A 26,292-nucleotide genomic window follows, 5' to 3' on the forward strand; every position below is an offset into this window, starting at 1 on the left:
TCGCACGGGCGGGCCGGTGCCGTGGCCCTAGAAGGAGGTGCCGAAGCCGCTGCCGGCGCCGGAGCCGCCTCGGTCGGAGGCGGAGCCGTCGCCCGCGCCGCCGGGACCGCCCTTGCGCAGGGAGTCGAGGTCGGCCTTGATCGTGTCGACCGGGATGGCGAAGCCGAGGCCGACGCTGCCCGCCTCGGAGCCGTCGCTCGCGGGGGAGTAGATGGCGGAGGGCATGCCGACGATCTCGCCGTTCATGTCGACCAGCGCGCCGCCGGAGTTGCCCGGGTTCAGGGAGGCGTCCGTCTGGATCGCCTTGTACGAGGTGGTGACCGATCCGGTGTCGCCGTTGAACTGCCGGCCGTCGAAGGAGAACGGCCAGCCGCCGTCCTGCTGCCGCTGGGGCGACCGCTGCTCCGACTTCGGTACGTTCACCTCGCGGTCGAGCGCGGAGACGATGCCGCTGGTGACCGTGCCGGTCAGCCGGTCGGGGGAGCCGATCGCCACGACCTCCTCGCCGACCTTGAGGCCGCCGGAGTCGCCGAGCACGGCGGGCTTGAGTCCGGTGGCGCCCTGGAGCTTGATGAGCGCCAGGTCCTTGTCGGGATCGGTGCCGACGATCCGCGCGGCGTACTTCCTGCCGTCGCTCATGGTCACCTGGATCTCGGAAGCGCCGCTGATCACATGGTTGTTGGTGGCGATCTCGCCGTCGGAGGTGAGGACGATGCCGGATCCGGTGCCCTGGCCGGAGCCGGTGCGGGTGTCGATGCGAACCACGGACGGGCTGACCTGCTCGGCGACGCCGGAGACGGTGCCGGAGCCGGTCCGCGAGACGTTGGTGCCGTTGACCGCGCCACCCGCGGCGCCGGGGGCGCCCACCAGCTGCTGGACGGCGGCGGCGGTGCCGCCGCCGACCAGGGCCGCGGCGAGCGCGACGGCCGCGAGCAGCGCGACCGGCTTCTTGGCACGTACCGGCGGGGCGGCATGCGCGGGACCGGCGTACGCGGGACCGGCGTGCGCGGTTCCGGCGCCGGGGGCGGGCACGGTCTCGCCGCGGATGACCGACGGCAGGTGCGCCTCGTGCCAGCCGGGCGGCGCGGCGGGCGGGTAGGAGGGCGGCGGCGGGTAGGCCCCGGCGGCGGGGTCGTGTGCGAGACGGTCACGTGCCCGCTGCCCGTCCGCGCCGAAGGGCGCGTCCTGGGCGGGGCGGTTCTCCTGCGGGTACTCGCCTTCGCGGCGGGGGCTCTCGGTCATGACTCCGACTGTGGCGGCCGATCATGAGAGCTTCCTGAGCCTGGGCTGAGAAGCCCGACAGAACCGTGTATGCCCGATATAAACATCAGGCTCCGGCGGTGCCGCCGCGGGCGCCCCTGCTCCCGCAGGCAGGGTCGAACGGGACGCCTAGCGGCAGCCGCAGGAGCGCCGGATCACCAGCGCCGACGGGAACTGCTTCAGCCGCTCGCGGCGCGACCCGGCCACCCGGAGCCCGTCGTCCAGGACCAGGTCCACCGCCGCGCGGGCCATCGCCGGGCGGTCCGAGGCGATGGTGGTCAGGGGCGGGTCCGTGAGGGCCGCCTCCTTCACGTCGTCGAAGCCGGCGACCGCCAGCTCCCCGGGCACGTCGATCCGAAGCTCCCGCGCCGCGCGCAGCACCCCGATGGCCTGGTCGTCCGTGGCGCAGAAGATGGCAGGGGGGCGGTCCGGCCCGGCGAGGACCTCCAGGGCGACCTTGTACGCGTCGTAGCGGTTGTACGGCGCCTCGAAGAGCCGACCCTCCACCGAGCGCCCGGCCTCCTGCATGGCCCGCCGCCAGCCCTCCACGTGGTCGGCGACCGGGTCGCCGACGGACGGGGTGTTCTCCACCCCGCCGATGCAGGCGACGTACGGGTGCCCGTGCTCCAGCAGGTGCCGGGTGGCGAGCTGGGCGCCGCCGACGTCGTCCGTGACGACGGCGACGTCGTCGATCGCCTCCGGGCGCTCGTGCAGCAGCACGACCCGCGCGTCCCACGCCTCGATCTCCGAGGCCGCGCGCTCGCTCATGCCCTGGCTGACCAGGATCAGCCCCGAGACCCGCATGCCGAGGAACGCCCTCAGGTAGTGGACCTCGCGCTCGTCGCGGTAGTCGGAGTTGCCGACGAGCACCATCTTCCCGCGCTCGGCGGCGGCCTGCTCGACCGCGTGCGCCATCTCCGCGAAGAACGGCTGCCGGGCGTCGGGGACGATCATGCCTATGAGGTCGGTGCGCCGCGACGCCATCGCCTGCGCGACCCGGTCCGGGCGGTAGCCCAGATCCTTGATCGCGGCGAGGACACGCTCGCGCGTGGCCGGGGCAACCGGCCGGGGTCCGTTGTTGATGACGTAGCTCACGACGGCGGTAGAGGTACCCGCAAGTCGCGCCACGTCATCCCGCGTCACCTTGGCCACGCGCGGCAGTCTACGCGGGGTGACCTACCTCTGGGCAGGGCGTCCTGCGGAATGGACGCCCGCCGTGTCCTCCGCCGACCGGGTGACGGCCGCGTCCGCCCGGGGGGCGGCCTGCGCGGCCGCTTGGGCGGCCGCCTGCGCCGCCGCTTCCGCCGCCGCCCGCTCGACCTTCTCCGGCGTGACGAAGCGGTAGCCGACGTTGCGGACGGTGCCGATCAGCGACTCGTGCTCGGGGCCGAGCTTCGCGCGCAGCCGCCGTACGTGCACGTCGACGGTCCGGGTGCCGCCGAAGTAGTCGTAGCCCCAGACCTCCTGCAGCAGCTGGGCGCGGGTGAAGACCCGGCCCGGGTGCTGCGCGAGGTACTTGAGCAGCTCGAACTCCTTGAAGGTGAGGTCCAGCACCCGCCCCTTGAGCTTCGCGGAGTACGTGGCCTCGTCCACCGACAGGTCGCCGTTGCGGATCTCCATCGGGGAGTCGTCCGAGCCCAGCTGCTGCCGGCCGGTGGCCAGCCTCAGCCGCGCCTCGACCTCGGCGGGGCCGGCGGTGTCCAGGAGGACGTCGTCGATGCCCCAGTCCGCGGTGACCGCCGCCAGGCCGCCCTCCGTGACCACGAGGATCAGCGGGCAGCCGGGCCCGGTGGAGCGCAGCAGCTGGCACAGGGAGCGCACCTGCGGCAGGTCGCGCCGGCCGTCCACGAGGATGACGTCGGCGCCCGGGGTGTCCACGAGGGCCGGGCCCTCGGCCGGGGCCACCCGGACGTTGTGCAGCAGCAGGCCGAGGGCGGGCAGCACCTCGGTGGACGGCTGCAGGGCGTTGGTCAGGAGCAGGAGAGAGCTCATGCCCCACCACCCGGCCCGGTCGCGGTCGGCCGGTCCCGCTCGGTTCGCTGGTCCATCACGTCGGTTCCTCCTCGGTCCCGTCGAGGACATGCGCGGTACTGCTTCGTACGGTGTCGCTGGGCGGCGGCCGTCCGTCCCCGCGCCCTGGGGCCGGGCGGTCACCGATGTTCTCGGTCCGTTCAACGTGCTGAAAGCACAAAAGGACCCGGGGGCAACATTGCCCGGATCCTCTCGCCAGCAGAATAGCCCACCCGTCCTCTCGGGGCCGAGGCCCCGTCCGCTTCGATCTCTGTGGCTCCCGCCACGCCCGCGGCCCTCTTATGCCCCCTTTTCGCCGGATCAACAGGCCCGATTCACGGTCGTTGCCGCCCCGCGGCGGGCTCCGACGGCCTTCCGGTCGCACACGGGGCGCGCGGAGGCACGCCGGGGCAACGGGCGGGAGGGGCCATCATGGAGGCCGACGGTAGAGGGCCGACGAGAGGAGCTGCAGTGGCAACCGGAACCATCCGCTACTGGGCGGCGGCCAAGGCCGCGGCCAAGACGGCGGAGGAGCCGTACTCGGCGCGGACACTGGCCGAGGCGCTCGACGCCGTGCGGGAACGCCACCCCGGGGAACTGACCCGGGTCCTGCTGCGGTGCTCCTTCCTCGTGAACGAAGAACCCGTGGGCAAGCGCCCGCACGATGCCGTACCGCTGACCGAGGGGGGCACCGTCGAGGTGCTCCCGCCGTTCGCGGGCGGGTGAGCGGAAGCCGATGAGCACGCCTGAGGAACAGCAGCGCCGGCACCAGGAGGCGCGGCAGCAGGACTACCGGGGCCACCAGGACCTCCCGGGCCACCAGGACCCGCCGGGCCGGCAGGACTACCAGGACTACCCGGACTACCAGGGGGCCCAGGGGCCTGCGGGCGAGCAGGGCCACCAGGGTGTGCAGGGCCACCAGGGCGAGTCCGGCCACCAGGATCCCTACGGGACGCAGACCTGGCAGGCCCAGACCTGGGACACCAGCCACCAGCCGGTGCATCCGCCGCTGGGCGGGGTGCCGGGGCAGCCGGCCGCGCCGGACGGGTGGTTCCGGGACGAGGCGCAGGCCCCGGTCCCGGCCCAGGACTGGTACCCCGGCCCCGCTGCGCAGCAGTCCCCGCCGCAGCAGTCCACCCCGCAGCAGTCCACCCCGCAGCAGTCCCCGCCGCCGCAGGTCGCGGCCCCGGACGGCTGGTTCCGCGAGGAGGCCCCGGCGCAGGCCCCGGCCCCGGGGCAGGACTGGTCCCACGGCGCCGGAGCGCCGGTCTCGGCGGACGAGACGGCGTACCTGCCCCCGTACCCCGGCCCGGCGCAGCAGGAGGCCGCGTACCAGGCCCCGTACCCGGGCTCCGCGCAGCAGGAGGCTGCCGCATACCAGCCTCCGTACACGGGCCCCGGCAGCGCTCAGCAGGAGCCGGCGGGCCGGGCCGAGGAGAGCGCGTACCTGCCGCCGTTCCCCGGTCCCGCGGAGCCGCGGCAGGCAGCCGCGCCCGAGGGCTGGTTCCGCGACGAGGCCCCGGCCCCGGCGCAGGCCCCGGACCCGGGGCAGGACTGGTCCCACGGCGGTACGGGCGCCCCCTGGCCGGGGGCCGCGCCGGACCCGGCCGAGCAGACCGCCTACCTCCCGCCCCAGGCGGCGGCCCCGGAGTCCGTCGAGCAGACCGCGTACCTGCCGCCCTACCCGGGCCCGGACGCCGAGGCCGCGGCGGCCCCCGTCGCGGACGCGTCCCCCGGCGGGCCCGCGGGCGGCGGGCCCGCGCCCGTCCCCGCGCCCGGCGAGGAGCCCGCGTACTCCCCTCCGACGCTCGCCGGGAACACCGTGCGCGCCGTCGATCCCGCCCAGGCCCGCGCCGAGGGCCGCTCGCCGGTGATCGACCCCGGTCCGCAGTCGGCCGTCCTGACCGCCGTCCTCGGCGTGCTGCTGGCCGTGGCAGCCCTGCTCGGGGACCTCGCCCTGCTGCTGCCGCTCATCGCCCTCCAGGGCCTCACCGCGGCGGGCTGGTTCCGCCTCAACGGGATGTGGCCCGCCCGGCAGGGCATCGCCCTCGCCTTCGCCGGCGCGCTGGTGGCCGACGCGGCCGTGCTCGCCGTGGACCCGACCCACGGCCCGGGCGCGATCGTCGGCACCCTCGGCGCCTGGGTGCTGCTCACGCTCGTCCTCCAGCTGCGCAGCCACGCCGACCCCGACGAGCGGATGTCCGGCCTGATGGCCTCCGTGGCCTCGGCCGCGCTGGCCGTGGTCTGCGCCGGCTACCTGGCGGCCGACGCGAAGGCCGTCACGGTCGGCGCGGCCGCCGTCGCGGTCGCCGTCTTCGCCCGCGCGCTGCCGCTGCCGACGGCGCCGTCCGTCGGGGTCTCGCTGGGCGCCGCGGCCGGCGCCGGCATCGCGCTCGGCGGGCTGACCGGGATCGGCGCGGGCGGGGCGCTGCTCGGTCTCGCCGCCGGGGTGTGCGCGCTGATCGGCCTGCGGGTGGCGGCGTACGACTACCCGTCGAAGTTCGTCCACATGACGGCCGGTGTCGCGATGCCGCTGGCGGTCGCCGCGCCCGCCGTGTACCTGATCGGCCGGGTGGTGGCCTGAGCGGCGGCCGGCTCCGGCCCCGGCCGCCGTCCCGGCCGCTGCCCCCGCCGCCGCTCCGTCGGGCCGTCGCTGACGGTGCCTTGACGACCGGTCATGTTCCACTGGGACGCACGTACCGACTAGTAGGGGGAGGGCACGTGCGTGCTCTGCGCGTCGTTGTGATCATCGGAGTGGTGCTGGGCGCCCTGCTCGTCGGCGTGGACCGGTGGGCGGTGGGATACGCCGAGAACCGCCTGGCCGAGCGCATACAGGCCCGGCAGGGGTCGGCCGGCACCTCCGAGGTGGAGATCCACGGCTTCCCCTTCCTGACCCAGGCGCTCAGCCGCGACCTGGACCGGGTCGACCTGCGGCTCCGGGGCGTCGAGGCGACGGCGGACGGGCGCAGGACGCGGCTCGCGGAGCTCGACGCGCACTTCTACGACGTGGCCCTGGACAGCGACTACAGCGGGGGCACGGCCCGGCGCGCCGACGGCACCGCGCTGATCACGTACGCCGACCTGACGGCCGCCTCGCAGACCGGCGCGACCCTCACCTACGGCGGGTCGCCGGGCAAGGTGAAGGTCACCGCGGGGGTGGAGGTGCTCGGCAGGACGCTGACGCGCAGCGTGGTGTCGACCGTCACCCTGGAGGACGCGCAGGACGGCCAGGGGGGCAAGATCGTCCGGGTGCGGGCGGACGAGGTGCCGGGCGAGGGCATCCCGGGCATCGAGAAGCTGGTCCGCAAGAAGACCGACTTCGACCGCCGTCTCGACAGCGGCCTGCCCACGGGCCTCCAGTTGTCGGCGCTGACCTCGGACGAGGGCGGCGTGCACCTCACCCTGAGCGGTTCGAACGTGGTGGTGGCCGGATCCTGAGACGGCGCGGTCCGATCCGCAGATGGAGCGGGCGCGCGAAGGGCTCCCGGGGCGCCGCGGCGGCGGCCGGCGCGGTCCGCATCCCAGTATTCGGACGATCCTGTCTCGGTATATGACACACCGGTGACAGGGCGGCCGATTCGTCCCTACGATCCATGGCTATGAAGCATCAGCAGGCGGATCTCACGAAGCGGCGGGCAGTAGACCTGTGTCGCGTCGCCGCCATGCTCTGTCGATCCATGTGACGTGTGAGCGCATCCGCTCCACCCGCCGGACGACAGCCCTTCCCGCGTGACCGTAACCGCCTCCTGACCCCTGCCGCCTCCCCGCGCAGGACCCCCTGAGCGCACCCGGACGGACGCACGCACGCAGCACCACCCGCGCAGCCCGCCGGTCAGCCGGCAGGTGCGCGGCCGTACCAGCACAGCCCCGCCGCACACTGCCCCGGAGGAGAACACCATGAGCCGCAGCGACGTCCTTGTAGACGCCGACTGGGTCGAGGCCCACCTGAACGACGCGAACGTCGTCGTCGTCGAGGTGGACGAGGACACGTCCGCGTACGACAAGAACCACATCACCAACGCCGTCCGGATCGACTGGAAGAGCGACCTCCAGGACCCGGTCCGCCGCGACTTCGTGGACCAGGAGGGCTTCGAGAAGCTCCTCTCCGCCAAGGGCATCTCCAACGACGACACCGTCGTCCTCTACGGCGGCAACAACAACTGGTTCGCCTCCTACGCGTACTGGTACTTCAAGCTCTACGGCCACCAGGACGTCCGCCTGCTCGACGGCGGCCGCAAGAAGTGGGAGCTCGACTCCCGCGACCTGGTCGACGGCACCGAGGTCCCGAACCGCCCGGCCACCCAGTACAAGGCCAAGGCCCAGGACGCCTCCATCCGCGCCTTCCGCGACGACGTCCTGGCCGCGATCGGCACCCAGAACCTGGTCGACGTCCGCTCGCCCGACGAGTTCTCCGGCAAGCTGCTCGCCCCGGCGCACCTCCCGCAGGAGCAGTCGCAGCGTCCCGGCCACGTGCCGAGCGCCCGCAACATCCCGTGGTCGAAGAACGCCAACGACGACGGCACCTTCAAGTCGGACGACGAGCTCAAGGCCCTCTACGAGGCGGAGCAGGTCGAGCTGGACACCAAGGACACCATCGCCTACTGCCGCATCGGTGAGCGCTCCGCGCTCACGTGGTTCGTGCTGCACGAGCTCCTGGGCCAGGAGAACGTCAAGAACTACGACGGCTCGTGGACCGAGTACGGCTCGCTGGTCGGCGTGCCGATCGAGCTCGGCCCCAACAAGTAGTTCGTTCCGGGCACCGCGGCGGACAGACGCGGCCGCCGCGACGCAGTACCCGTAAGACCTCTCTAGGACAGGACAGAGAACATGTGTGGAGCACAGATCGGCGGGCCCGACCTCGCGACGCTGAAGCCCGGTGAGACCGCCATCCAGGGCCAGGTGACCAAGGACGGCGAGCCCGTGTCCGGCTACGTCCGGCTGCTGGACTCGACCGGCGAGTTCACCGCGGAGGTCCCGACCTCGGCGACCGGCCAGTTCCGCTTCTACGCCGCCACCGGCTCCTGGACGCTGCGGGCGCTCGTCCCCGGTGCCCAGGCGGACCGTGCCGTCGTGGTCGCCGAGGCCGGCGGCGTGACGGACGTGGCGATCGCGGTCTAGCACCGCCGTGTGATCGCCCGATCGATCGGCCGGAGGGCCGCACCCCAGGGGTTGGACGCCACTGGAACGGGGTGCGGTCCTTCGTGCCGTCCGGGCCCGGCGCCCCTTGTGCGGGCGGGCGGCGGACCTACGCTGGAAGCATGTACGCCCGGCGCCGGCGCGCCTACTTCCTGCTCATGGGCGGATGCCTGGTCCTCTTCGTCTCCGCCTGGTCCTTCGTGCGCCTGTTCTCGGTGGAGGCGGCGGTGGCCCTGTGCGTGGTCGCCATGGTCATCCCGCCGGTCGCGGCGGTGGTCGCGAACCGGCGCGGGCCGGAAGACCGCTGGTGGGACGACCCCTCGGGGGACGCGAAGTCCGACGAGTGGTGGGACGAACTGGACGGAAAGCGGCGTCGCGAGGATTGAAACGCCGTGAGATAAAAATGTAATAAGGGTTCGTACAACCAGTCCTCGCCAGGGCGGGTCATGGGTACGCGCGGGTAAACGAACCCGCGCCTCAAGGCCTGTGGGGGGACTTCCTTGGACCACGAACACACCCTTCCCGAGCAGCGGAGGGAAGGGGAGCCGGAGCCCGCGCCGGACGCCGCTCCCGCTTCCCCGCCGGATGCCGCTTCCGCGCCCGTGCCGGATGCCGCTTCCGCTCCCGCGCCGGATGCCGCTCCCGCGCAGGCGGGTGCACCGCGCCGCCGCCGGGGCCGGACGGTGCTGCTGATCGCGGGCGCGGCCGTCCTCGGCGTGCTCGCCGGCACGATCACCGGCTACACCGTCCAGTACCACCGGGACCCGACCCCGCTGCCGCCGCTTGCGCAGCAGGACGTGGCCGTGCGGCCGCCCGTCGCGCCGAACGACGCGACCACCCGCCGCTCCGTCAACGCCCACCGGTGGGACAAGGCGGAGGAGGACCTCGCAAAGAAGCTGCTGGAGGCGCCGGGCGGCGCGAAGGACGGCTACTCCGGTTACGAGTCGCTGGGCACGTTCGCGGCGGACTACTTCGAGTTCCCCGACCGGGGCTTCGACTCCATCGCCCAGGAGGTGCGGCGGATCGCCACGGCGGGCTGGCAGCAGGGCGAGCACGACTTCGTCGAGATCCGGCTGCTCCAGTTCCAGGACCAGCACGCGGCCCAGAAGTACCAGGAGGGGCAGTCCTCGTACCAGGACGAGGAGAAGCGGGCGGGCAACGACGGCTTCGCGCTGCCCGGCGTACCCGACGCCTACGGCCGCGCCTGGCTCTACAAGGCGAAGACGAAGGCGGGGTACCACCCGCTGCGCCAGGCCCGGGCCATCCTCCGGCGCGGGGACATCGTCATGGACGTCGAGCTCACGAACAACCGGGGCGACGTCTCCCAGGGCGAGATCACCGATCTGGCCAAGCGACAGATGGAGCGGCTGTGACCGAGCAGCAGAACGACGCCGTGACCGGTCCGGCGGCGGAACAGGCGGCACAGGTCGGGCACGTGGAGCCGGCCGAGCGCGCGGAGCAGGACGCGCCGGCTTCCGGGCGCCCGCCGCGCAAGGTGAACCGCGGCACGCTGGCCCTGGTCGCGGGCGGGCTCGGCCTGGCCGTCCTCGCGGGCGGCGGCTTCTGGGCCTCCGGCAGGATCGACCGGGCCGACCGGACCTCCCCGACGCGCTACTGGGTACCGGAAGGGCCCCGGCCGACCGCCTCGGCGGCCCCGGTGCCGACGGTGCCGCCCAACGCGCTCACGGGCAAGCTGCTGCCGGTCCCGTCGAGCTACGAGCTGGGACCCGACCTGGAGGACGAGGGCAACGACTACTACGTGTCGGGCGAGCGCGCGGTGCAGGCCGTGAAGGACTCCCGTACGGGGCTGTCCGCCGCGGACCGCGCCGAGCGGGACAAGGCCGTGGCCGAGCTGAAGCTCAAGGGCGTGGCCGGCCGCAGCTACACCCTCTCGTACGCCGGCCCGATCATCGAGATCGAGCTCATGCAGGCGGACCCGCAGGCACTCGTCAAGTTCGCGGACCTCAACAAGAAGCTCCTCGACGTCCTCGTGGCGCTGGGTGGGAAGAAGAACGAGGCGCCCGCCGTCGAAGGGTTCCCGCAGGCCAAGTGCGTGCTGCTGGACCTCGTCGATGAGCGGCCCGGCTCGGCGAAGCCCGAGACGATCGAATCCCTCGACTGCGTGGCCGTCGAGGGCGACGTGCTGGTGACCTTCCGTTCGTACGGTCCCCGGCCCCGGTTCGACGTGAAGAGCGCCACCGACCTGTTGACGCGGCAGCTGAACCACCTGAAGTCCCCCGGGGAGTCCGTGTGACCGAGCAGAACACCACCGCCGCCGCACCGGCCGCCGACGCCGCACCCACGGCCGACGCCGCACCCGCGGCCGGGTCGGCCATGGTGGCGGTACCCGCCCCCGAACCGGGTCCTGCCCCCGAGCCGGGTCCCGCCCCCGAGGCGGGTCCCGCCCCCGAGCCCGTACCCGCCGCGCCCAAGGACCGCCGGAAGCTGTTCGCCGCGCTGCGGTGGACCGCCGCCGTCCTCGTCTTCGCCGCTGTCGGCGCCGGCACCGCGTACGGGGTCGTCCAGCCCGAGCGGACCGAGATCCCCGGGCTGTCCACCCGGCCCGACGGCCGCTGGACCTACCCGGATCTGGCCAAGCCCGAGCTGCCGGCCGGAGCCCCGCTGCCCGGCGCCACGGACAACCCGGACCGCACGCACTACGCCGCCCTGAGCAGCCTGCTGCTCCCCGCCCCCCAGGGGGCCCGGCCCGACGACTCCGTCACGGCGGACAAGGACGGCAAGGTGGCGCCGGACGCCTTCCTGGAGGAGTACGCCCCCGACGACCGGCCCAAGCTCAAGGAGTCCTTCGAGTACGAGGGGCTGCGGCAGATCACCGGCCGGTCCTGGACCATGCCCGACGGCACCCGGACCCGCGTCTACCTGCTGCGCTTCCACTCCTCCAGCTTCGTGGACACCTTCCTCGGCTGCGGCACCAACACCCGGCTGACCGGCGCCGACTCGCTCTCCGTCGACCTGGTGTGGAGCAGGGCCAAGGCGGAGCAGTCCAGCACGGCCGGGACGGCCGCCGCCACCCTGGACTCCGGCGACACCAGCGTCTACGAGGAGCCCGAGCCCTCCGGGGACGAGCAGGTCCGCATCGGCTGCCTCCAGGCGGGTGACGTCCAGGGCGTGGTCATCCAGTCCCGCAAGGGCGGGACGCCCGCCGTCCCGTTCCACCAGACGGTGATCCTCCAGGGACAGCTGCTGAGCTGAGGGCCGTACGGTCCACCTCGCAGAGTGCGCCGGTCCCCGGGCCAGTAGGCTTGGGGACCGGCCCCGTACAGCCACCACCGATTCCGAGGAGCACCCCGTGCTTGAGGCAGTCTTCACCTCCCTGCTGGTCCTGGTCTGCGTCGGCGTTCTCGCCTTCACCGGACTGGCCGTGAAGAAGCTGTACCAGGGCCAGCGCTGATCGTCTGATCACCTGATCAGCCGCCGTCGCCCGCCCCGGATACCGGAACCCCTCCCACAGAGCCTGAGCAGCCATCCATGATCCAGATTCCGTCCGACCTGAACCCGGGCCTCGTCCCCCTCGCCTTCCTCCTCGGTACCTGGGAGGGCGCGGGCGTCTTCGACTTCCCCGGTGAGGAGAAGTGCAACTTCGGGCAGGAGGTCACCTTCAGCCACGACGGCAGGGACTTCCTGGAGTACACCTCCCGCACCTGGGTCCTCGACTCCGAGGGCGGCAAGGTGCGCCCGCTGGAGTCCGAGGCGGGCTACTGGCGCATCGACAAGGACCGCAACGTCGAGGTCGTCATGGTCCGCGACCAGGGCGTCATCGAGGTCTGGTACGGCGAGCTCGCCGACCAGAAGCCCCAGATCGACCTGGCCACGGACGCCGTCGCCCGCACCGCGGCCTCCGGCCCGTACACCGGCGGCAAGCGGCTCTACGGGTACGTGAAGAGCGACCTGATGTGGGTCGGCGAGAAGGCCACCCCGGACGTCGAGCTGCGCCCGTACATGTCCGCGCAGCTCAAGAAGGTCGTCACGCCCGAGGAGGTCGCCGAGATGGCGCGCAACCTCCCGGACATGCCCGACGACGGCATCGCCTTCTTCCGCTGACCGCGGGCCGTACGAAGAAGGGGATCGGGGCAGGCTCCCGGTCCCCTTCGCGCGCTTACACTGGCCGCGTGGTGAGCACCGACAGCACCGGCAGCGGCGAGAGCGCCGCCAGCGGCGACAGCGCCGAGGGTCCCGAAGGCGGCGACTGGAAGACCGACCTGCGCCGGCGCGGCTACCGGCTGACCCCGCAGCGCCAGCTCGTGCTGGAGGCGGTCGACGCACTGGAGCACGCCAGCCCGGACGAGATCCTCGCGCAGGTGCGCAGGACGGCCTCCGGGGTCAACATCTCCACCGTCTACCGGACGCTGGAGCTGCTGGAGGAGCTCGGGCTCGTCTCCCACGCCCACCTCGGGCACGGCGCTCCCACGTACCACCTCGCGGACCGGCACCACCACATCCACCTGGTCTGCCGCGACTGCTCCGACGTCATCGAGGCGGACGTGGACATCGCCGCCGACTTCACCTCGAAGCTCCGCACCACCTTCGGGTTCGAGACCGACATGAAGCACTTCGCGATCTTCGGGCTGTGCGCGAGGTGTTCGGCGAAGCGCCGTGCCGCTCAGGCGTAGCCGGGTCGTAGGCTTGTTTCCATGACCAGCCCCTTGCTCCATCTTCCCGGCGCCGTGCAGGCCGAAGGCCGTGACGAGGGCGTCGCCGCCCACTACGGAGAGCTGTACGGCGAACAGCGCGCCCTCGCGGACGGCCGAGGCTTCGTCGACCTCTCGCACCGGGGGGTCGTCACCGTCACCGGACCGGAGCGGCTGAGCTGGCTCCACCTGCTGATCACCCAGCACGTCACCGAGCTGCCGGCCGGGCAGGCCACTGAGGCACTGATCCTCTCGGCCAACGGCCACATCGAGCACGCGCTCTACCTCGTCGACGACGGCGAGACCACGTGGGCGCACGTGGAGCCCGGCACCCAGGGGGAGTTGATCGGCTACCTGGAGTCCATGAAGTTCTTCTACCGGGTCGAGGTCGCGGACCGCACCGGGGAGTTCGCGGTCGTCCACCTGCCGGCCGGCTCCATCGGTGAGGTCCCCGGGAAGCACGCCGTGCGCGAGACCGCGCACGGCCGCGACGTCTTCCTGCCGCGCGCCGAGCTGGAGGCGTTCGCCGCCTCGCACGGCCCGGCCGCGGGCCTCCTCGCGTACGAGGCCCTGCGCGTCGAGGCGCACCGGCCGCGCCTCGGCCTGGAGACGGACCACCGCACCATCCCGCACGAGCTGGGCTGGATCGGTACCGCCGTGCACCTGCAGAAGGGCTGCTACCGGGGCCAGGAGACCGTCGCCCGCGTCCACAACCTGGGGAAGCCCCCGCGCCGCCTCGTCTTCCTGCACCTGGACGGATCCGAGGTGCTCCTCCCGGCCCACGGCGCCCCGGTCCGGCTCGCCGCCGACGGGGAGGAGGGCCGCCAACTGGGCTTCGTGACCACGGCCGTCCGCCATCACGAGCTCGGTCCGATCGCGCTCGCGCTGGTCAAGCGGAACGTGCCCGTCGACGCGCCGCTGCTGGCCGGGGGGACGGCCGCCGCGCAGGAGGTCGTCGTAGCGCCGTAGCGGTGGTGCCCGTCGGCCCGTCGGCCCGCCGGCGGCCGGGGGACGCCGGTTCAGATGTCGATGACGAGGGTGAACGGGCCGTGGTTGGTGAGCGAGACCCGCATGTCCGCCCCGAAACGGCCCGTCTCCACCGTCGCGCCCAGCGCGCGCAGCCGCGCCACCACCTCGTCGACCAGCGGCTCGGCGACCTCCCCGGGAGCGGCCGCGTTCCAGGTGGGGCGCCGGCCCTTGCGGGCGTCGCCGTAGAGCGTGAACTGGGAGATCACCAGCAGCGGTGCGCCGTTGTCACTGCAGGACTTCTCGCCCTCCAGCAGCCGTACGGACCAGAGTTTGCGCGCCAGTTGCGCCGCCTTCTCCGGGGTGTCGTCGTGGGTCACGCCCACCAGTACGCACAGCCCCTCGCCGACGACCTCGCCCACGGTCTCGCCGCCCACGACGACGCGCGCCCCGTCCACCCTCTGCACCACTGCTCGCATACCACCTGTGTACCAGGCGTGCACCCGTCCGGGGCCGATCGGGTGCTCCGGGACTGCGTCGGGCACGCGGACAGTGGCACGATGCAGGAAGGCGGTGCGGGTGCGCCGCACCGGTCGAGGGGACGGACTCGTTCGTATGAATACTTCTGGTACCTCCGTACCTGCATCACCCGCTTCCATGTCCGCTGCCGCGGTACGACCGCCCGCGCAGCGCACCGCCGAGCCGCAGGAGCCGGCGGCCCCGCAGAGCAACGCCCTCGGGCTGCCGGAGCTGCGCGCGCTGCGCCGCGACGCCCAGCGCGACGAGGCCGATCTGAGCTACGTACGCCGCCTGTTGCAGGGCCGCATCGACATCCTGCGGGCCGAGCTGGCACGCCGCTCCGACCCCGAGACGCCGGTGGTGGACCGGCTCTCGGAGATCCTCGCCGACGCCCCGTCCAGCCGCAGTGCCTCCGCCCGGCACGTCACGCTCGGCACCCCGCACAGCGAGGAGTACCGGCTGCTGGCGGCGGAGATGCTGTCCGACGTGGAGCTGTCGGACCTGACGGCCAGAACGGACGCGGAGCTGTACGAGGGGTTGGGCCGGCTGGTGCGGTACGAGCAGCAGGTCTCACGGCGCCGGCAGCAGCTCCAGCGCACGGTGGACGACTGCATCGCGGAGATCACCCGCCGGTACCGGGACGGCGAGGCGCAGGTGGACGACCTGCTGGCCTGATCCGCGGGGGTTGGGAGGGCGGGGGCGGGAGGTGCGGCGCGGAGGCGCGGGGCGGAGGTACGGCGCGAGACGCGGCGCGGTGCGCTGGCCCGAGGTGGCCCCACCGGGCGGAAATCCGGGCGACCGGGGTCGCCCTGGGGATTAGCGTGACCGGTTATGAGCGCTGATGTGCGGCCGATCGCCGAGCACGAACTCCCCGAGTGGCTCCACACCCTCAACCGGGGGTTCCTGACCCCGGAGCGCCCGACGGAGTCCGACGCCGCCCAACGGGCCGAGCACTGCGACCTCTCCCGGATCCAGGGTGCTTTCGACACCGGCACCGGCCGCTGCGTGGCGGCCTTCCGTTCCTTCGCGCAGGAGTTGACCGTCCCCGGTGGCGCGGCCGTCACCGCCGACGCCGTCTCGAACGTGGCCGTGCTGCCCACCCACCGCCGCCAGGGACTGCTCAGCCGGATGATGGCGGCCGAGCTGGCCGCCGCCCACGCACGCGGCGACGTCCTGTCCACCCTGATCGCGGCCGAGTACCCGATCTACGAGCGGTACGGGTACGGGCCCGCGACGCACATCTCGGAATGGGAGATCGACGTCCCGCGGGCCGGGCTGGACCCGCGCGGTTCGGTCCCGGCCGGCGGCGGGCGGATCGACCTGGTCGACGCGGCCGAGGTCCGGCGGGTGGGCCCGGAGCTGCACGAGCGGCTGCGGGCGGTCACGCCCGGGGCGGTGAACCGCGACGCGCGCTGGTGGAGTCTGGCGACCGGCCTGGAGGAGTGGTCGTACCGGCCCCACAAGGAACACTTCTACGCCGTGTACCGGACGGCGGCGGGCGAGGTGCGGGGTCTGGCCGCGTACAGGACCGACGGCCACTGGGCGGACGCGAAGCTTCCGCAGGCCACGCTGCAGGTCAAGGACTTGATCGCGGTCGACCCGGACGCGCAGCGCTCGCTGTGGCACTTCCTGTGCTCCGTCGACTGGGTGACCGCCGTCCGCACCGGCTACCGGGCCCCCGACGACCTCGTCACCGGGCTGCTGCCCGACCCGCGCTCCGCCAGGGTCCTCACGGCCGCCGACTTCCTGTGGGTGCGGCTGCTGGACGTCGTACAGGCGCTCGGCGCGCGGACGTACGCCGTGCCCGGGGTGCTCGTGCTGGAGGTGGGCGACGCGGGGGGACCGGCCGGCGGCCGCTACCGGCTGGACGCGGGGGCGGGCGTGTGCGAGCGGACGCGGGAGCCGGCGGACCTGCGGATGGACGTGTCCGCCCTCGGCTCCCTCTACCTCGGCGACGAGTCGGCGCTGCGGCTGGCGGCGCTCGGCCGGGTGACGCAGGAGCGTGCGGGGGCGCTGGAGTTGGCCGACGCGGTGTTCCGTACGGCGCGCCGCCCGTGGTGCCCGGACATCTTCTGAGGGCCGGTCCCCGGACCGTCCCCCGACTCGGCAAGGAACCGATGAACTGGAACGGAGTCGCGTGAGGCATTCGATGTCCCCTTCCCTGGTGGAGAGCCTGCGTGCCGCGGGCTGTGTCTTCGCGGAGGAGGAGGCGGACCTGCTGGTCGGCGCCGCGACCGACGACGGCCACCTGGCGGAGCTGCTGGCCCGCAGGGTGGGCGGTGAGCCGCTGGAACACGTGGTGGGCTGGGCGGAGTTCTGCGGCCTGCGGGTGGAGGTGGGTACGGGGGCCTTCGTACCGCGCCGGCGCACCGAGTTCCTCGTGGCGGAGGCGGTGGCGCCGGCCCGGCCGGGCGCGGTGGTGCTGGACCTGTGCTGCGGGGTCGGGGCGCTGGGCGCGGCCGTCGCGGCGGGCGTACCGGGCGGGGTGGAGCTGCACGCGGCGGACATCGATCCGGCGGCGCTGGCGTACGCGCGGCGCAACGTGGCCCCGTACGGCGGCCGGGTGTGGGAGGGCGACCTGTACGGGCCGCTGCCCGCGTCCCTGCGGGGACGGGTCGACGTGCTGGTGGTCAACGCCCCCTACGTGCCCACGGAGGAGATCGGCCTGATGCCGCCGGAGGCCCGGGACCACGAACCGCGGGTCTCCCTGGACGGCGGCGCCGACGGCCTGGACGTCCACCGCCGGATCGCCGCGGGCGCCCCCGACTGGCTGGCCCCCGGCGGCCGCCTCCTCATCGAGACCAGCGCCCGCCAGTCCCCGGTGACGGCCTCCGCCCTGATCTCGGCGGGCCTGACCGTCCGGACGGTCACCTCGCGGGAGCTGTACGCGACGGTCGTGATCGGCACGGTCTAGGGCCGCGGGCCCTGGGCGCCGGGTGGGAGGTGTTGCAAGCAAGCTGCTTGCAATAGTTAGCGCAGTGGTGCAGGATCGGGGCATGGCATCGCTCAACGTCGGAAATCTCGGCGAGTACCTCCGTGAGCAGCGCCGGCAGGCTCAGCTCTCGCTGCGGCAGCTGGCAGAGGCGGCGGGGGTGTCGAATCCGTACCTGAGCCAGATCGAGCGCGGGCTGCGCAAGCCGAGCGCGGACATCCTGCAGCAGTTGGCCAAGGCGCTGCGGATCTCCGCGGAGACGCTGTACGTGCAGGCCGGGATCCTGGATGAGCGGGACCGGGACGAGGTGGAGACGCGCGCCGTCATCCTCGCCGACCCGTCCATCAACGAGGGGCAGAAGCAGGTGCTGCTCCAGATCTACGAGTCGTTCCGCAAGGAGAACGCGCTCGACTCGACGGCCGGCGCGGCCCCCGCGGCCGACGGGCCCAGCGGGCCCGGCGACGACGCCGGCGCGAACGGCGTGAACGGCACGAAGGGCCCGAACGGCCCGAGCGGCACCGACGAGCAGATGCCGTCGAAAACGAACTGAACCTGATCCGGGAGGACCACCGCATGGCCATCGCCGATGACCTGAAGAAGACCCTCACCGACCCGACCCCCCTCTACTTCGCCGCCGGCACCGCCGACCTCGCCGTGCAGCAGGCCAAGAAGGTGCCGGGGCTCATCGAGCAGCTGCGCGCCGAGGCGCCGGCCCGCATCGAGGCCGTGAAGAACACCGACCCGAAGGTCGTGCAGGAGAAGGCCAAGGAAGCGGCCAAGGAGGCCCAGGGGGCGGTCGCCGCCAAGGTCGCCGAGGTGTTCGGCGCGATCGACGCGATCGACCCGAAGAAGTTCGGGGAGACCGCCCAGGACCTGGCGCTGCGCGGGGTCGGCGTGGCCGCCGAGTACGCGGTGCGGGCCAAGGAGACCTACGACAAGGTCGCCGAGCACGGCGAGCAGGCCGTACGGGCTTGGCGGGGCGAGGTCTCCGAGGAGATCGTCGAGATCGCCGTGGCCGTCGAGCCCGCGTCCGAGGCGGAGACGAAGTCGAAGTCGGAGTCGACGGCCGGGACCGGGACCGGGACCGAGCCGGTCGCCGCCGACGCCGCGGCCGACGAGGTCGCCGCCGACGAGGAGAAGCCGGCCGCGAAGAGGACCGCCACGCGCAAGAACACGGCGAAGAAGGCCGCCGCGGTGGCGGCCGACGAGAGCTGAACCGCATGAACGTCGGCGGGCCGGGCACCCAGAGGGTGTCCGGCCCGTTGTCGTTCGTGAAGGCCCCCGTGCCGGTAGCGTGGACGCGCTGGGCATCGGAGTGCGAAGCAGAGGCATGAGAAGGCGGTCGGAACGATGTTGATGGACGGGTTCGATCGAGGGGTGGTCCCGATGCTCGGGCTCGCCATGCTGGTGCTCGCCGTCGTGGCCTTCGTGCTCGCGCTGGTGGCGCGCGAGGACGCGTACCGGGCAGCCGGGAAGCAGACCAAGACCTTCTGGCTGGTCATCCTGGGCATCACGGTCCTGGTGGACTTCTTCCTCGGCATGCTGTTCCTGCAGATCGCCGGCCTGGTCGCGACCATCGTGTTCTTCGTCGATGTCCGCCCGGCCCTGAAGCAGGTCTCGGGCGGCGGCGGCCGGCGCAGCGGGGGCAGCAGCAGCGACGGACCGTACGGGCCCTACAACGGCGGACGCTAGCCGACCGGCACGGCGGTGGGGCCGGGCCGCGGACAGCTGGGCGGGGCGTAGAGCGGGCCGTTGCGCCGGGCCGGGCCGCCGCGGCCGGCCCGCCCCCTGGCTCAGCCCTCGTCGCGGGAGAGCAGGACCACGGCCACGTCGTCCGTGAGCTCGCCGCCGTTGAGGCGGCGGGCCTCCGTGACGGAGGCTTCCAGCAGGCTCTCGCCGCTCAGCCCGCATTCCAGGTGCCGGTTGATCATCTCGACCATGCCGTCCTGCCCGAGCCGCTCCCTGCCCTCGCCGATCCGGCCCTCGATGAGGCCGTCGGTGTAGAGCATCAGGCTCCACGTGCCCCCCAGCTCGACCTGCCGGCGCGGCCAGCGGGCGCGCGGCAGCAGACCCAGTGCCGGGCCGCTGCTCTCGTACGGCAGGAGCTTCGCCGGGCGGCCCGGCCGCGCGATCAGGGGGCTGGGGTGCCCCGCGAGGCACAGGCCCGCGCGGCGGCCGTCCGGCGCGATGTCGACCGTGCACAGCGTCGCGAAGATCTCCTCCGACGGGCGCTCCACCTCCAGGACCTGCTGGAGCGTGGCGAGCAGGTCGTCGCCGCACAGTCCGGCCAGGGTCAGGGCGCGCCAGGCGATGCGCAGCTCGACGCCGAGGGCGGCTTCGTCGGGGCCGTGGCCGCACACGTCGCCGATCATGGCGTGGACGGTGCCGTCGGGGGTGCGGACGGTGTCGTAGAAGTCACCGCCGAGCAGCGCCCGGCTGCGGCCGGGGCGGTAGCGGGCGGCGAAGCGGAGGTCGGAGCCCTCCAGGAGGGGGTTGGGGAGCAGTCCGCGTTCCAGGCGGGCGTTCTCCTGGGCGCGCAGTTTCGATTCTGCAAGCTTGTACTGGGCGATGTCGGCCCGTTTTCTCTCCACCGCGTAGCGGATGGCGCGGCTCAGCAGCCGGCCGTCGAGCTCGTCCCGGAAGAGGAAGTCCTGGGCGCCGACCCGGACGGCTTCGGCGGCCCGGTCGGCGTCGTCCTCGGCGGTCAGGACGAGGACGGCGTGGCGGGGCGCGATACGGAGCACGTGGCGCAGGGCCGCCAGGTCGTCCGCGGGGGCGGCGCCGGTGGCGGCCGTCCCGGCGGGGGAGGGTGGGGCGGAGGTGCGCGGGCCGGTGTCCGTGAGGGCGAGGTCGAGCAGGATGCAGTGCACGTCCGGCGTGAGCAGCCGCTGCGCCTCGGTGAGGTTGCGGGCGGTACGGAGCCGGATGCGGTGGCCGTCGGAGTCCAGGATCTCCGGGACGGTGAGGCCGCCCGCGGGGTCGTCCTCGATGACGAGGAGGGTCAGCGCGGTCGCGTGCGGGTTCGCCTGCGCGGCGCCCGGTGCCGGGGTGACCGGCGGTGCGGTGACCGGCGGTGCGGCGGTCCGGGGCGCGGCTGCGGTGTGCGCGGCGGCCGGTACGGCTGCTGCTGTGGGCAGAACGGCCTGACCGCTCTCCGTGGCCGGGGTGTCCCTCTGCCGCGGTACGGGTACGGGCATCGTCTCCGGTTCCTTCCCTCCCCCCGAGGGTGCGCTCGTCCGGGCGACCCTAGCGGTCCCGGCCCGACAAACGGAATGCGTTACGGGGCAGGGCCGCAGTCATATGCCGTTATCGCGGGGGAAAATCGGCTCACTGGATGACAAACGTCACGGAGGGGCGGCGTTTCGTCCCGTGCAGCGAGACGTCGTCCCCGCCCGATTGGTTGCCTGCCCGCCCCCCTTCCCCCACCCTTTCACCCACCCGGCCCCCCTGCCGCCCCCCGGGCCCCGGCAGTCCGGTCCGCGGCCCCGGCCCCCGGCCCCGGCCCCCGGCCCCGGCCCCGGCCCCCGGCCCCGGCCCCCGGCCCTCGGCGCCCGGCCTCGGGCCGGGGATCTCCCGGGGCCAGGGGGTGGCTTGGCCCGGGGGCCTATCGGGCCGAAGGGCGGCGGGGTTGACGGTCTCCCGGGGCTGGCGATGCCGCCGGGCCTCAGCGGAACCGCCGCGGGCGCGTCGCGGTTCGGCACCGCGCGGCGTGCGGCGGCGCCTGCCGGGGGCCCGCGCGGCGTTCACGCGTTCGGCAGCCGGGCCCGGGCTGCTGCCGGGGGCCTGCGCAGGCGCGCGCCGGGCCCCACCCTGGCACTCGGTCCGCCAGCAGGGATCGGCGTCGCGTCCGCCGCCAGCCCGCCCCGGCACCTGCGTGTCCCGTAGCCGGGCCCGGGGTGCCACCCGGGGTCTGCGACACGGTCGCTGGCGGTCCGCTGCGGGCGCCTGCGCGACCGCTGGCAGTGCCCGCCCGCGCAGCGCCGGGTCCCGGCCGGATGTCCGCACCCCCCAGTAGCCAGGTCTGGGCGGCCGTCGGGACCACGCGCCCGGTGCCGTGCGTCTCGTAGCTGGGTGGGGGAGTCGCTAGGGCCTCGTCCGGGAGCCCGCGTAACCGGTAGCCGTGCCCGCGCCTGCGCCCCATCGAGCCGGGTCCGGGCGGCCCTCGGGACCCCGAGCCCGGTGCCGTGCGGACCCTAGCCGGCCGGGGAGTTGCTGAGGTCTCGCCCCCGCGCCCGCGCACCGGTGGCCGTGCCCCGGAGCCCGGAGCCATACGTCCGCCCCCGTACCCCCGGGGCCTGCGGTCGTACCTGCGGCCCCATGCCCCCCGGCCCCGCGGCGGCGGTTACGCGGGAGCCCGGGCCCGAGGCCGTACCTCCGACCCCGTACCCCTCGGGGCCCCGAGGCCGTGCCTCCGACCCCTACCCCCCGGGCCGGCGGCCGTACCTCCGGCCCCGTACGCACGGGAACGCGGCCGTACCGGCGGCCCCGTACCCCCCGGCCCGCGGCGGCGGTTACGCGTCCGGGCGGACGATCGCCTTGATCGGCATCGAGCCCGCGCCCGCCATCGTCACGTTCCGGCCGGGGCGCGGGGCGTGCACCATCGCGCCGTCGCCCACGTACATCGCGACGTGGCTGGCGTCGTCGAAGTAGATGATCAGATCGCCCGGCCGCATGTCCTTGATCTCGACCTTCGGCAGCAGCCGCAGCTGCTCCTGCGAGGTGCGCGGGATGCCCTTGCCCGCCGCCCGCCACGCCTGCGAGGTGAGGCCGGAGCAGTCGAACGAACCCGGGCCCTCGGCGCCCCAGATGTAGGGCTTGCCGATCTGGGCGGTGGCGAACTGCACGGCCCGCTTCCCGGCGTCCGTCGCGGAGCCCTTGACGTCCGTCATCGCGCCCGTCGACAGCCACGCCTTCTGCGCCTTGTACTGGGCTTCCTGCTCCAGCTGGATCAGCCGGGCCTTCTCCTCGGCCTCCAGCTTGTTCTCCAGCTCCTCCGCCGCCTTGATCTTCTCCTCGACCTGCTTCTTCGACTGCTCCTGCTTGATCCGGTTGGCCTCCAGCGTCGACCAGTGCGCGGCGGCGTCCTGCGCGTACCGCTTCAGATCGGCCTGGGTGCGGTCCAGTTCGGTGAGCAGGTCGGAGGCGGCCTTCTCCCCCTGGCGCAGGCGGTCCTTGCCGTCGAGGAAGTGGTTCGGGTCCTCGCTCAGCACGAGTTTCGCGCCCGGCGGCAGTCCGCCCGACCGGTACTGGGCGCGGGCGGCGGCGCCCGCGCGGCCCTTCAGGGAGCTGATCCGCTCCTGGCCCGCGACGACGAGGTTGGCGATCTCGACGATCTTCTCGGACTGGGCCTTGGTCTCCGCCTCGGCCAGGTTGTACGCGTCCGTGGCGGTGCCGGCCTGCCGGTAGAGCTGCTCGATCTCCGTGCGGACCTGCTCCAGCGTCTTGACGCCCGGTTCGGGCGCGGGAGCCGCCGGAGCGGAGGGCGCCGCCGGCGCCGCGTGAGCGGTCCCCGCCGCGAGGCCGGGTGCGGTCAGTACCGCCACCGTCATCGCGCACAGCAGTACGAGAGCGCTCGCGCCCCGCCGTCGCCTTACGGCCACCATGGTCCCCCCAGGCACCCCGCGTCAGACCTCGTATCAGATCTGACTGTTCATCAGTAACTTGTTACTGCCTTCGGGATGGTGCCACGACTCGGTGAATTCCAACACCCTCGGGGGCATCTCCCGATCTTGTCCACCCCACCGGACGCCCCCACCGGACGTCCCGCACACCGCCCCTGCCCCGCCACCCCGTCCACTCAACGGCCCGCCCCCGCCCCCGGTTCCCCACCGCGCCCCCTTCACCCCACCGGGCGCAACGCCTCCCACCGCACCGTCAGTTCCCCCTGCCGCCACCGCACCGGCCCGTCCGCCAGCGGCCAGTCGCCGGAGAGGGCCCGCGCCGTCCGGATCCAGCGCTGCCGCGCCCCGTACGAGGCGTACGGGGCCGCCGCCGCCCACGCCCGGTCGAAGTCGCGCAGGAACGCGTGCACCGGCTCGCCCGGCACATTGCGGTGGATCAGCGCCTTCGGCAGCCGCTCCGCGAGGTCCGACGGGCGCTCCAGGGAACCGAGCCGCGTCGCGAACGTCACCGTGCGCGGCCCCTCCGGCCCCAGCGCGACCCACACGTGCCGCCGCCCGATCTCGTCGCACGTCCCCTCCACCAGCAGCCCCTCCGGGGCCAGCCGGGAGCACAGCCGCGCCCACACCTCGGCGACCCGCTCCTCGTCGTACTGGCGCAATACGTTCGCCGCGCGGATCAGCGCCGGCCGCTCCCCGCCGCCCGGCCCGTCCAGCGGCACCTCGAAGCCCCCGTGCCGAAAGCTCAGCCCGTCCCGCTCGTACGGCTTCGCCCCGGCCACCCGGGCCGGCTCGATCTCGATGCCCACCACGCGCACCCCGGGCGCCACCGCGCGGAGCCGCGCCAGCAGCTCGACCGCCGTCCACGGGGCGGCCCCGTAGCCGAGGTCCACCGCCACCGGCGCCTGCGCGCGCCGCAGCGCGGCCCCGTGCGTCGCCGCGATCCAGCGGTCCATCCGGCGCAGCCGGTTCGGGTTCGTCGTCCCGCGCGTCACCGAGCCCACGGGGCGGCCGGGGGCTCGGCTGGAGGGCGGGGTACCGCGGGAGGCCATGGGGCGAGAGTAAGCGGAGGGCAGGTCCCGGATAAAAATCCGGCAAACCGAGCAGGAAAACCGGGCCCCCCGGAATGCGGGGGACGGCCGTCGGGGTTGCACTCCCTGCAGGGCGCCGAGCGCGCTGCTGCCGTCATGCCGTTCGTCCCTGGGGCGTCATGCCGTCCCAGGGGTGCCCCCGCGGCGCCCGCGGTCGCGCCCCGTGCGGCAGCAAGCCCGTCCGAGCGTCGTCCGAGCCGAGAGGAACTGCTCCCTTGAGCCAGTACGTGTCCCGCCTCGGCGGCAGCCTCAGCGGACGTCTCGCCGCCGCCCGCGCCGCCCGCCACGAACCTCCCCGGCTGCGCCGGCCGGCCGGCGGCCACCACCGCAAACCCCGCCGCGTGGCCATGCTCAGCGTGCACACCTCCCCGCTCCACCAGCCCGGCACGGGCGACGCCGGCGGTATGAACGTGTACATCGTGGAGCTGGCCAAGCGGCTCGCCGCGATCAACATCGAGGTCGAGATCTTCACCCGGGCCACGGCGGGCGGGCTGGCCCCCGTCGTCGAGCTGGCTCCCGGGGTCCTGGTGCGGCATGTGGACGCCGGCCCGTACGAGGGCCTGGCCAAGGAGGAGCTCCCGGCCCAGCTGTGCGCCTTCACCCACGGAGTGATGCAGGCCTGGGCCGGCCACCGCCCCGGCTACTACGACCTCGTGCACTCGCACTACTGGCTTTCCGGCCACGTCGGCTGGCTCGCCGCCGAGCGCTGGGGCGTGCCCCTCGTGCACGCGATGCACACCATGGCGAAGGTCAAGAACGCGGCGCTGGCCGAGGGCGACGCCCCCGAGCCCGCGGCCCGCGTGATCGGCGAGACCCAGATCGTGGCCGCCGCCGACCGGCTCATCGCGAACACGGCCGAGGAGGCCGACGAACTCGTCCGGTACTACGGGGCCGACCCCGCCAAGGTGGCCGTCGTCCATCCCGGCGTGAACCTGGAGCGCTTCGCCGTGGCCGACGGCCGGGCCGCCGCCCGCGCCCGCCTCGGGCTGCCCCAGGATGCCGTCATCCCGCTCTTCGCGGGCCGGATCCAGCCCCTCAAGGCCCCCGACATCCTGCTGCGCGCCGTCGCCGAACTCGTGGACCGCGACCCCTCGCTGCGCCGCCGCCTCCACGTCCCCGTCGTCGGCGGCCCCAGCGGCAGCGGCCTCGCCAAGCCGGAGGGCCTGCAGAAGCTCGCCGCGAGGCTCGGCATCACCGACCTCGTGCACTTCCACCCGCCGGTCGGCCAGGACCGGCTCGCGGACTGGTTCCGGGCGGCGTCCGTGCTGGTCATGCCCTCCTACAGCGAATCCTTCGGGCTCGTCGCCATAGAGGCCCAGGCCACCGGCACCCCGGTGCTCGCCGCCGCCGTGGGCGGGCTGCCCGTCGCCGTCGACGCGGGGGTCACGGGGATCCTCGTACCCGGGCACGACCCGGTGGACTACGCGCGGGAGCTGCGGCGCTTCATCGACGAGCCCGGGCTGGCGGACCGCATGGGCGCCGACGCCGCCCGGCACGCGCAGTTCTTCGGCTGGGACACGGCGGCGAGCGGCACGGCCGAGGTGTACACCGCTGCCATGCATGATCATCGCCGTCGCGTACGCTCCCACCATGGCTGACACCGGCGCGATCATCGAGGGCGCCCTGAACGGCGCCGAACTGAGCTGGGAGAGCCCCGAACCGGGCACGTACGTCGTCCAGCTCCCCGGCACGCGCAAGCTGAGCACCACCTGCTCGCTGCGCGTCGGCCGCCACTCGCTGTCCGTGAACGCCTTCGTGATCCGGCACCCGGACGAGAACGAGGCGGGCGTCCACCGCTGGCTGCTGGAGCGCAACCTCAAGCTGTACGGGATGAGCTACGCGGTGGACCGGCTCGGCGACGTCTACCTGACGGCCCGCCTCCCGCTGTCGGTCGTCACCCCCGAGGACCTGGACCACCTGCTCGGCACGGTCCTGGAGGCGGCGGACGGCGCGTTCAACACGCTGCTGGAACTGGGCTTCGCGACCGCCATCCGGCGCGAGTACGACTGGCGCGTCTCACGGGGCGAACCCACGCACAACCTGGACGCCTTCAAACACCTCACCCAACCGTCCTGACCGCCCCCGGTCTTGCCCTGCTGTACCGGCGTACG

Annotated in this window: 28 protein-coding genes; 21 read left to right on the forward strand and 7 right to left on the reverse strand. The window is 73.8% G+C overall.

Translation table 11 applies throughout. From position 1 onward, the window contains the following. Positions 1 to 27: 27 nt before the first annotated feature. The 3 genes from ACFWUQ_RS11785 to ACFWUQ_RS11795 form a co-directional block, all read right to left on the reverse strand. On the reverse strand, positions 28 to 1,242 hold the full coding sequence (locus ACFWUQ_RS11785) for a S1C family serine protease (protein ID WP_384536256.1): 1,215 nt from the start codon (positions 1,240 to 1,242) through the stop codon (positions 28 to 30). A gap of 147 nt (positions 1,243 to 1,389) precedes the next feature. Beyond that, positions 1,390 to 2,412, reverse strand: a complete 1,023-nt coding sequence (locus ACFWUQ_RS11790; RefSeq protein WP_384536259.1) for a LacI family DNA-binding transcriptional regulator — start codon at positions 2,410 to 2,412, stop codon at positions 1,390 to 1,392. Positions 2,413 to 2,436: 24 nt separating this feature from the next. After that, entirely contained in the window at positions 2,437 to 3,252 is an 816-nt protein-coding gene (locus ACFWUQ_RS11795; RefSeq protein ID WP_384536262.1) for a response regulator transcription factor, read from the reverse strand. Between the two features lie 489 nt (positions 3,253 to 3,741). Between ACFWUQ_RS11795 and ACFWUQ_RS11800 the strand changes: the two genes are divergently transcribed. The 13 genes from ACFWUQ_RS11800 (at position 3,742) to ACFWUQ_RS11860 (ending at position 14,024) form a co-directional block, all read left to right on the forward strand. Then, a complete protein-coding gene (locus tag ACFWUQ_RS11800; protein ID WP_384536265.1) occupies positions 3,742 to 3,996 on the forward strand; it encodes a MoaD/ThiS family protein in 255 nt (84 codons plus the stop codon). A 10-nt stretch (positions 3,997 to 4,006) separates the two neighbouring features. Next, positions 4,007 to 5,854, forward strand: a complete 1,848-nt coding sequence (locus tag ACFWUQ_RS11805) for a hypothetical protein (protein WP_384536268.1) — start codon at positions 4,007 to 4,009, stop codon at positions 5,852 to 5,854. A gap of 137 nt (positions 5,855 to 5,991) precedes the next feature. Beyond that, complete coding sequence (locus tag ACFWUQ_RS11810; protein ID WP_384536271.1) at positions 5,992 to 6,708, forward strand: DUF2993 domain-containing protein; 717 nt, start codon at positions 5,992 to 5,994, stop codon at positions 6,706 to 6,708. A 161-nt stretch (positions 6,709 to 6,869) separates the two neighbouring features. Further along, entirely contained in the window at positions 6,870 to 6,953 is an 84-nt protein-coding gene (locus tag ACFWUQ_RS11815; RefSeq protein ID WP_350206375.1) for a putative leader peptide, read from the forward strand. A 214-nt stretch (positions 6,954 to 7,167) separates the two neighbouring features. Continuing rightward, positions 7,168 to 8,016: a sulfurtransferase gene (locus ACFWUQ_RS11820; RefSeq protein ID WP_384536273.1), complete on the forward strand. Its 849-nt coding sequence runs from the start codon at positions 7,168 to 7,170 to the stop codon at positions 8,014 to 8,016. A gap of 81 nt (positions 8,017 to 8,097) precedes the next feature. Further along, positions 8,098 to 8,388 carry a DUF1416 domain-containing protein gene (locus tag ACFWUQ_RS11825; protein WP_030030422.1) on the forward strand — a complete coding sequence of 97 codons (291 nt, stop codon included), beginning with the start codon at positions 8,098 to 8,100 and terminating at the stop codon, positions 8,386 to 8,388. A 140-nt stretch (positions 8,389 to 8,528) separates the two neighbouring features. After that, entirely contained in the window at positions 8,529 to 8,792 is a 264-nt protein-coding gene (locus ACFWUQ_RS11830) for a DUF3099 domain-containing protein (protein WP_384536277.1), read from the forward strand. A 297-nt stretch (positions 8,793 to 9,089) separates the two neighbouring features. Then, complete coding sequence (locus ACFWUQ_RS11835) at positions 9,090 to 9,779, forward strand: hypothetical protein (protein ID WP_384536279.1); 690 nt, start codon at positions 9,090 to 9,092, stop codon at positions 9,777 to 9,779. Further along, positions 9,776 to 10,660 carry a hypothetical protein gene (locus ACFWUQ_RS11840; RefSeq protein ID WP_384536282.1) on the forward strand — a complete coding sequence of 295 codons (885 nt, stop codon included), beginning with the start codon at positions 9,776 to 9,778 and terminating at the stop codon, positions 10,658 to 10,660. The genes ACFWUQ_RS11835 and ACFWUQ_RS11840 overlap by 4 nt, the downstream gene beginning before the upstream one ends. Next, positions 10,657 to 11,619, forward strand: a complete 963-nt coding sequence (locus ACFWUQ_RS11845; RefSeq protein WP_384536284.1) for a hypothetical protein — start codon at positions 10,657 to 10,659, stop codon at positions 11,617 to 11,619. Before ACFWUQ_RS11840 ends, ACFWUQ_RS11845 begins: the two co-directional genes overlap by 4 nt. 276 nt (positions 11,620 to 11,895) lie before the next feature. Beyond that, positions 11,896 to 12,468, forward strand: a complete 573-nt coding sequence (locus tag ACFWUQ_RS11850) for an FABP family protein (RefSeq protein WP_384536287.1) — start codon at positions 11,896 to 11,898, stop codon at positions 12,466 to 12,468. 158 nt (positions 12,469 to 12,626) lie between these two features. Beyond that, positions 12,627 to 13,037, forward strand: a complete 411-nt coding sequence (locus ACFWUQ_RS11855; RefSeq protein ID WP_384536385.1) for a Fur family transcriptional regulator — start codon at positions 12,627 to 12,629, stop codon at positions 13,035 to 13,037. A 21-nt stretch (positions 13,038 to 13,058) separates the two neighbouring features. Beyond that, entirely contained in the window at positions 13,059 to 14,024 is a 966-nt protein-coding gene (locus ACFWUQ_RS11860; protein ID WP_384536289.1) for a YgfZ/GcvT domain-containing protein, read from the forward strand. Positions 14,025 to 14,074: 50 nt separating this feature from the next. On the opposite strand, the gene dtd is transcribed toward ACFWUQ_RS11860, so the two are convergent. Then, complete coding sequence (gene dtd / locus ACFWUQ_RS11865; RefSeq protein ID WP_384536291.1) at positions 14,075 to 14,500, reverse strand: D-aminoacyl-tRNA deacylase; 426 nt, start codon at positions 14,498 to 14,500, stop codon at positions 14,075 to 14,077. Positions 14,501 to 14,636: 136 nt separating this feature from the next. Here dtd and ACFWUQ_RS11870 point away from each other — a divergent pair, with 136 nt between their 5' ends. The 6 genes from ACFWUQ_RS11870 (at position 14,637) to ACFWUQ_RS11895 (ending at position 19,164) form a co-directional block, all read left to right on the forward strand. After that, positions 14,637 to 15,215, forward strand: coding sequence for an AmfC protein (locus ACFWUQ_RS11870; protein WP_384536294.1), 579 nt, complete (start codon positions 14,637 to 14,639; stop codon positions 15,213 to 15,215). Positions 15,216 to 15,371: 156 nt separating this feature from the next. Then, positions 15,372 to 16,616, forward strand: coding sequence for a GNAT family N-acetyltransferase (locus tag ACFWUQ_RS11875; RefSeq protein WP_384536296.1), 1,245 nt, complete (start codon positions 15,372 to 15,374; stop codon positions 16,614 to 16,616). 73 nt (positions 16,617 to 16,689) lie between these two features. Continuing rightward, positions 16,690 to 17,454, forward strand: coding sequence for a putative protein N(5)-glutamine methyltransferase (locus ACFWUQ_RS11880; RefSeq protein WP_384536299.1), 765 nt, complete (start codon positions 16,690 to 16,692; stop codon positions 17,452 to 17,454). A gap of 82 nt (positions 17,455 to 17,536) precedes the next feature. Beyond that, positions 17,537 to 18,022, forward strand: a complete 486-nt coding sequence (locus ACFWUQ_RS11885; protein WP_384536302.1) for a helix-turn-helix domain-containing protein — start codon at positions 17,537 to 17,539, stop codon at positions 18,020 to 18,022. A gap of 23 nt (positions 18,023 to 18,045) precedes the next feature. After that, positions 18,046 to 18,687 (forward strand): hypothetical protein, encoded by a 642-nt coding sequence (locus ACFWUQ_RS11890; RefSeq protein WP_384536305.1) that lies wholly within the window; start codon positions 18,046 to 18,048, stop codon positions 18,685 to 18,687. A gap of 135 nt (positions 18,688 to 18,822) precedes the next feature. Further along, positions 18,823 to 19,164 carry a DUF2516 family protein gene (locus ACFWUQ_RS11895; RefSeq protein ID WP_384536308.1) on the forward strand — a complete coding sequence of 114 codons (342 nt, stop codon included), beginning with the start codon at positions 18,823 to 18,825 and terminating at the stop codon, positions 19,162 to 19,164. A gap of 101 nt (positions 19,165 to 19,265) precedes the next feature. On the opposite strand, the gene ACFWUQ_RS11900 is transcribed toward ACFWUQ_RS11895, so the two are convergent. From ACFWUQ_RS11900 to ACFWUQ_RS11910, 3 genes are all read right to left on the reverse strand, one after another. Further along, positions 19,266 to 20,669 (reverse strand): PP2C family protein-serine/threonine phosphatase, encoded by a 1,404-nt coding sequence (locus ACFWUQ_RS11900; RefSeq protein WP_384536311.1) that lies wholly within the window; start codon positions 20,667 to 20,669, stop codon positions 19,266 to 19,268. A 1,314-nt stretch (positions 20,670 to 21,983) separates the two neighbouring features. Further along, positions 21,984 to 23,075, reverse strand: a complete 1,092-nt coding sequence (locus ACFWUQ_RS11905) for an NlpC/P60 family protein (protein ID WP_384536314.1) — start codon at positions 23,073 to 23,075, stop codon at positions 21,984 to 21,986. Positions 23,076 to 23,311: 236 nt separating this feature from the next. Next, the gene (locus ACFWUQ_RS11910) at positions 23,312 to 24,142 is read right to left on the reverse strand and encodes a class I SAM-dependent methyltransferase (protein ID WP_384536317.1); all 831 of its coding nucleotides are present in this window, start codon (positions 24,140 to 24,142) and stop codon (positions 23,312 to 23,314) included. 254 nt (positions 24,143 to 24,396) lie between these two features. Here ACFWUQ_RS11910 and mshA point away from each other — a divergent pair, with 254 nt between their 5' ends. Together mshA and ACFWUQ_RS11920 are read left to right on the forward strand one after the other, a co-directional pair. Further along, a complete protein-coding gene (mshA, locus tag ACFWUQ_RS11915; protein ID WP_384536319.1) occupies positions 24,397 to 25,779 on the forward strand; it encodes a D-inositol-3-phosphate glycosyltransferase in 1,383 nt (460 codons plus the stop codon). Then, positions 25,772 to 26,257 carry a YbjN domain-containing protein gene (locus tag ACFWUQ_RS11920; protein ID WP_384536322.1) on the forward strand — a complete coding sequence of 162 codons (486 nt, stop codon included), beginning with the start codon at positions 25,772 to 25,774 and terminating at the stop codon, positions 26,255 to 26,257. Before mshA ends, ACFWUQ_RS11920 begins: the two co-directional genes overlap by 8 nt. Positions 26,258 to 26,292: the final 35 nt, after the last annotated feature.

Origin of the sequence: Streptomyces sp. NPDC058662, from assembly GCF_042716255.1 — a bacterium.
GTDB lineage: Bacteria > Actinomycetota > Actinomycetes > Streptomycetales > Streptomycetaceae > Streptomyces.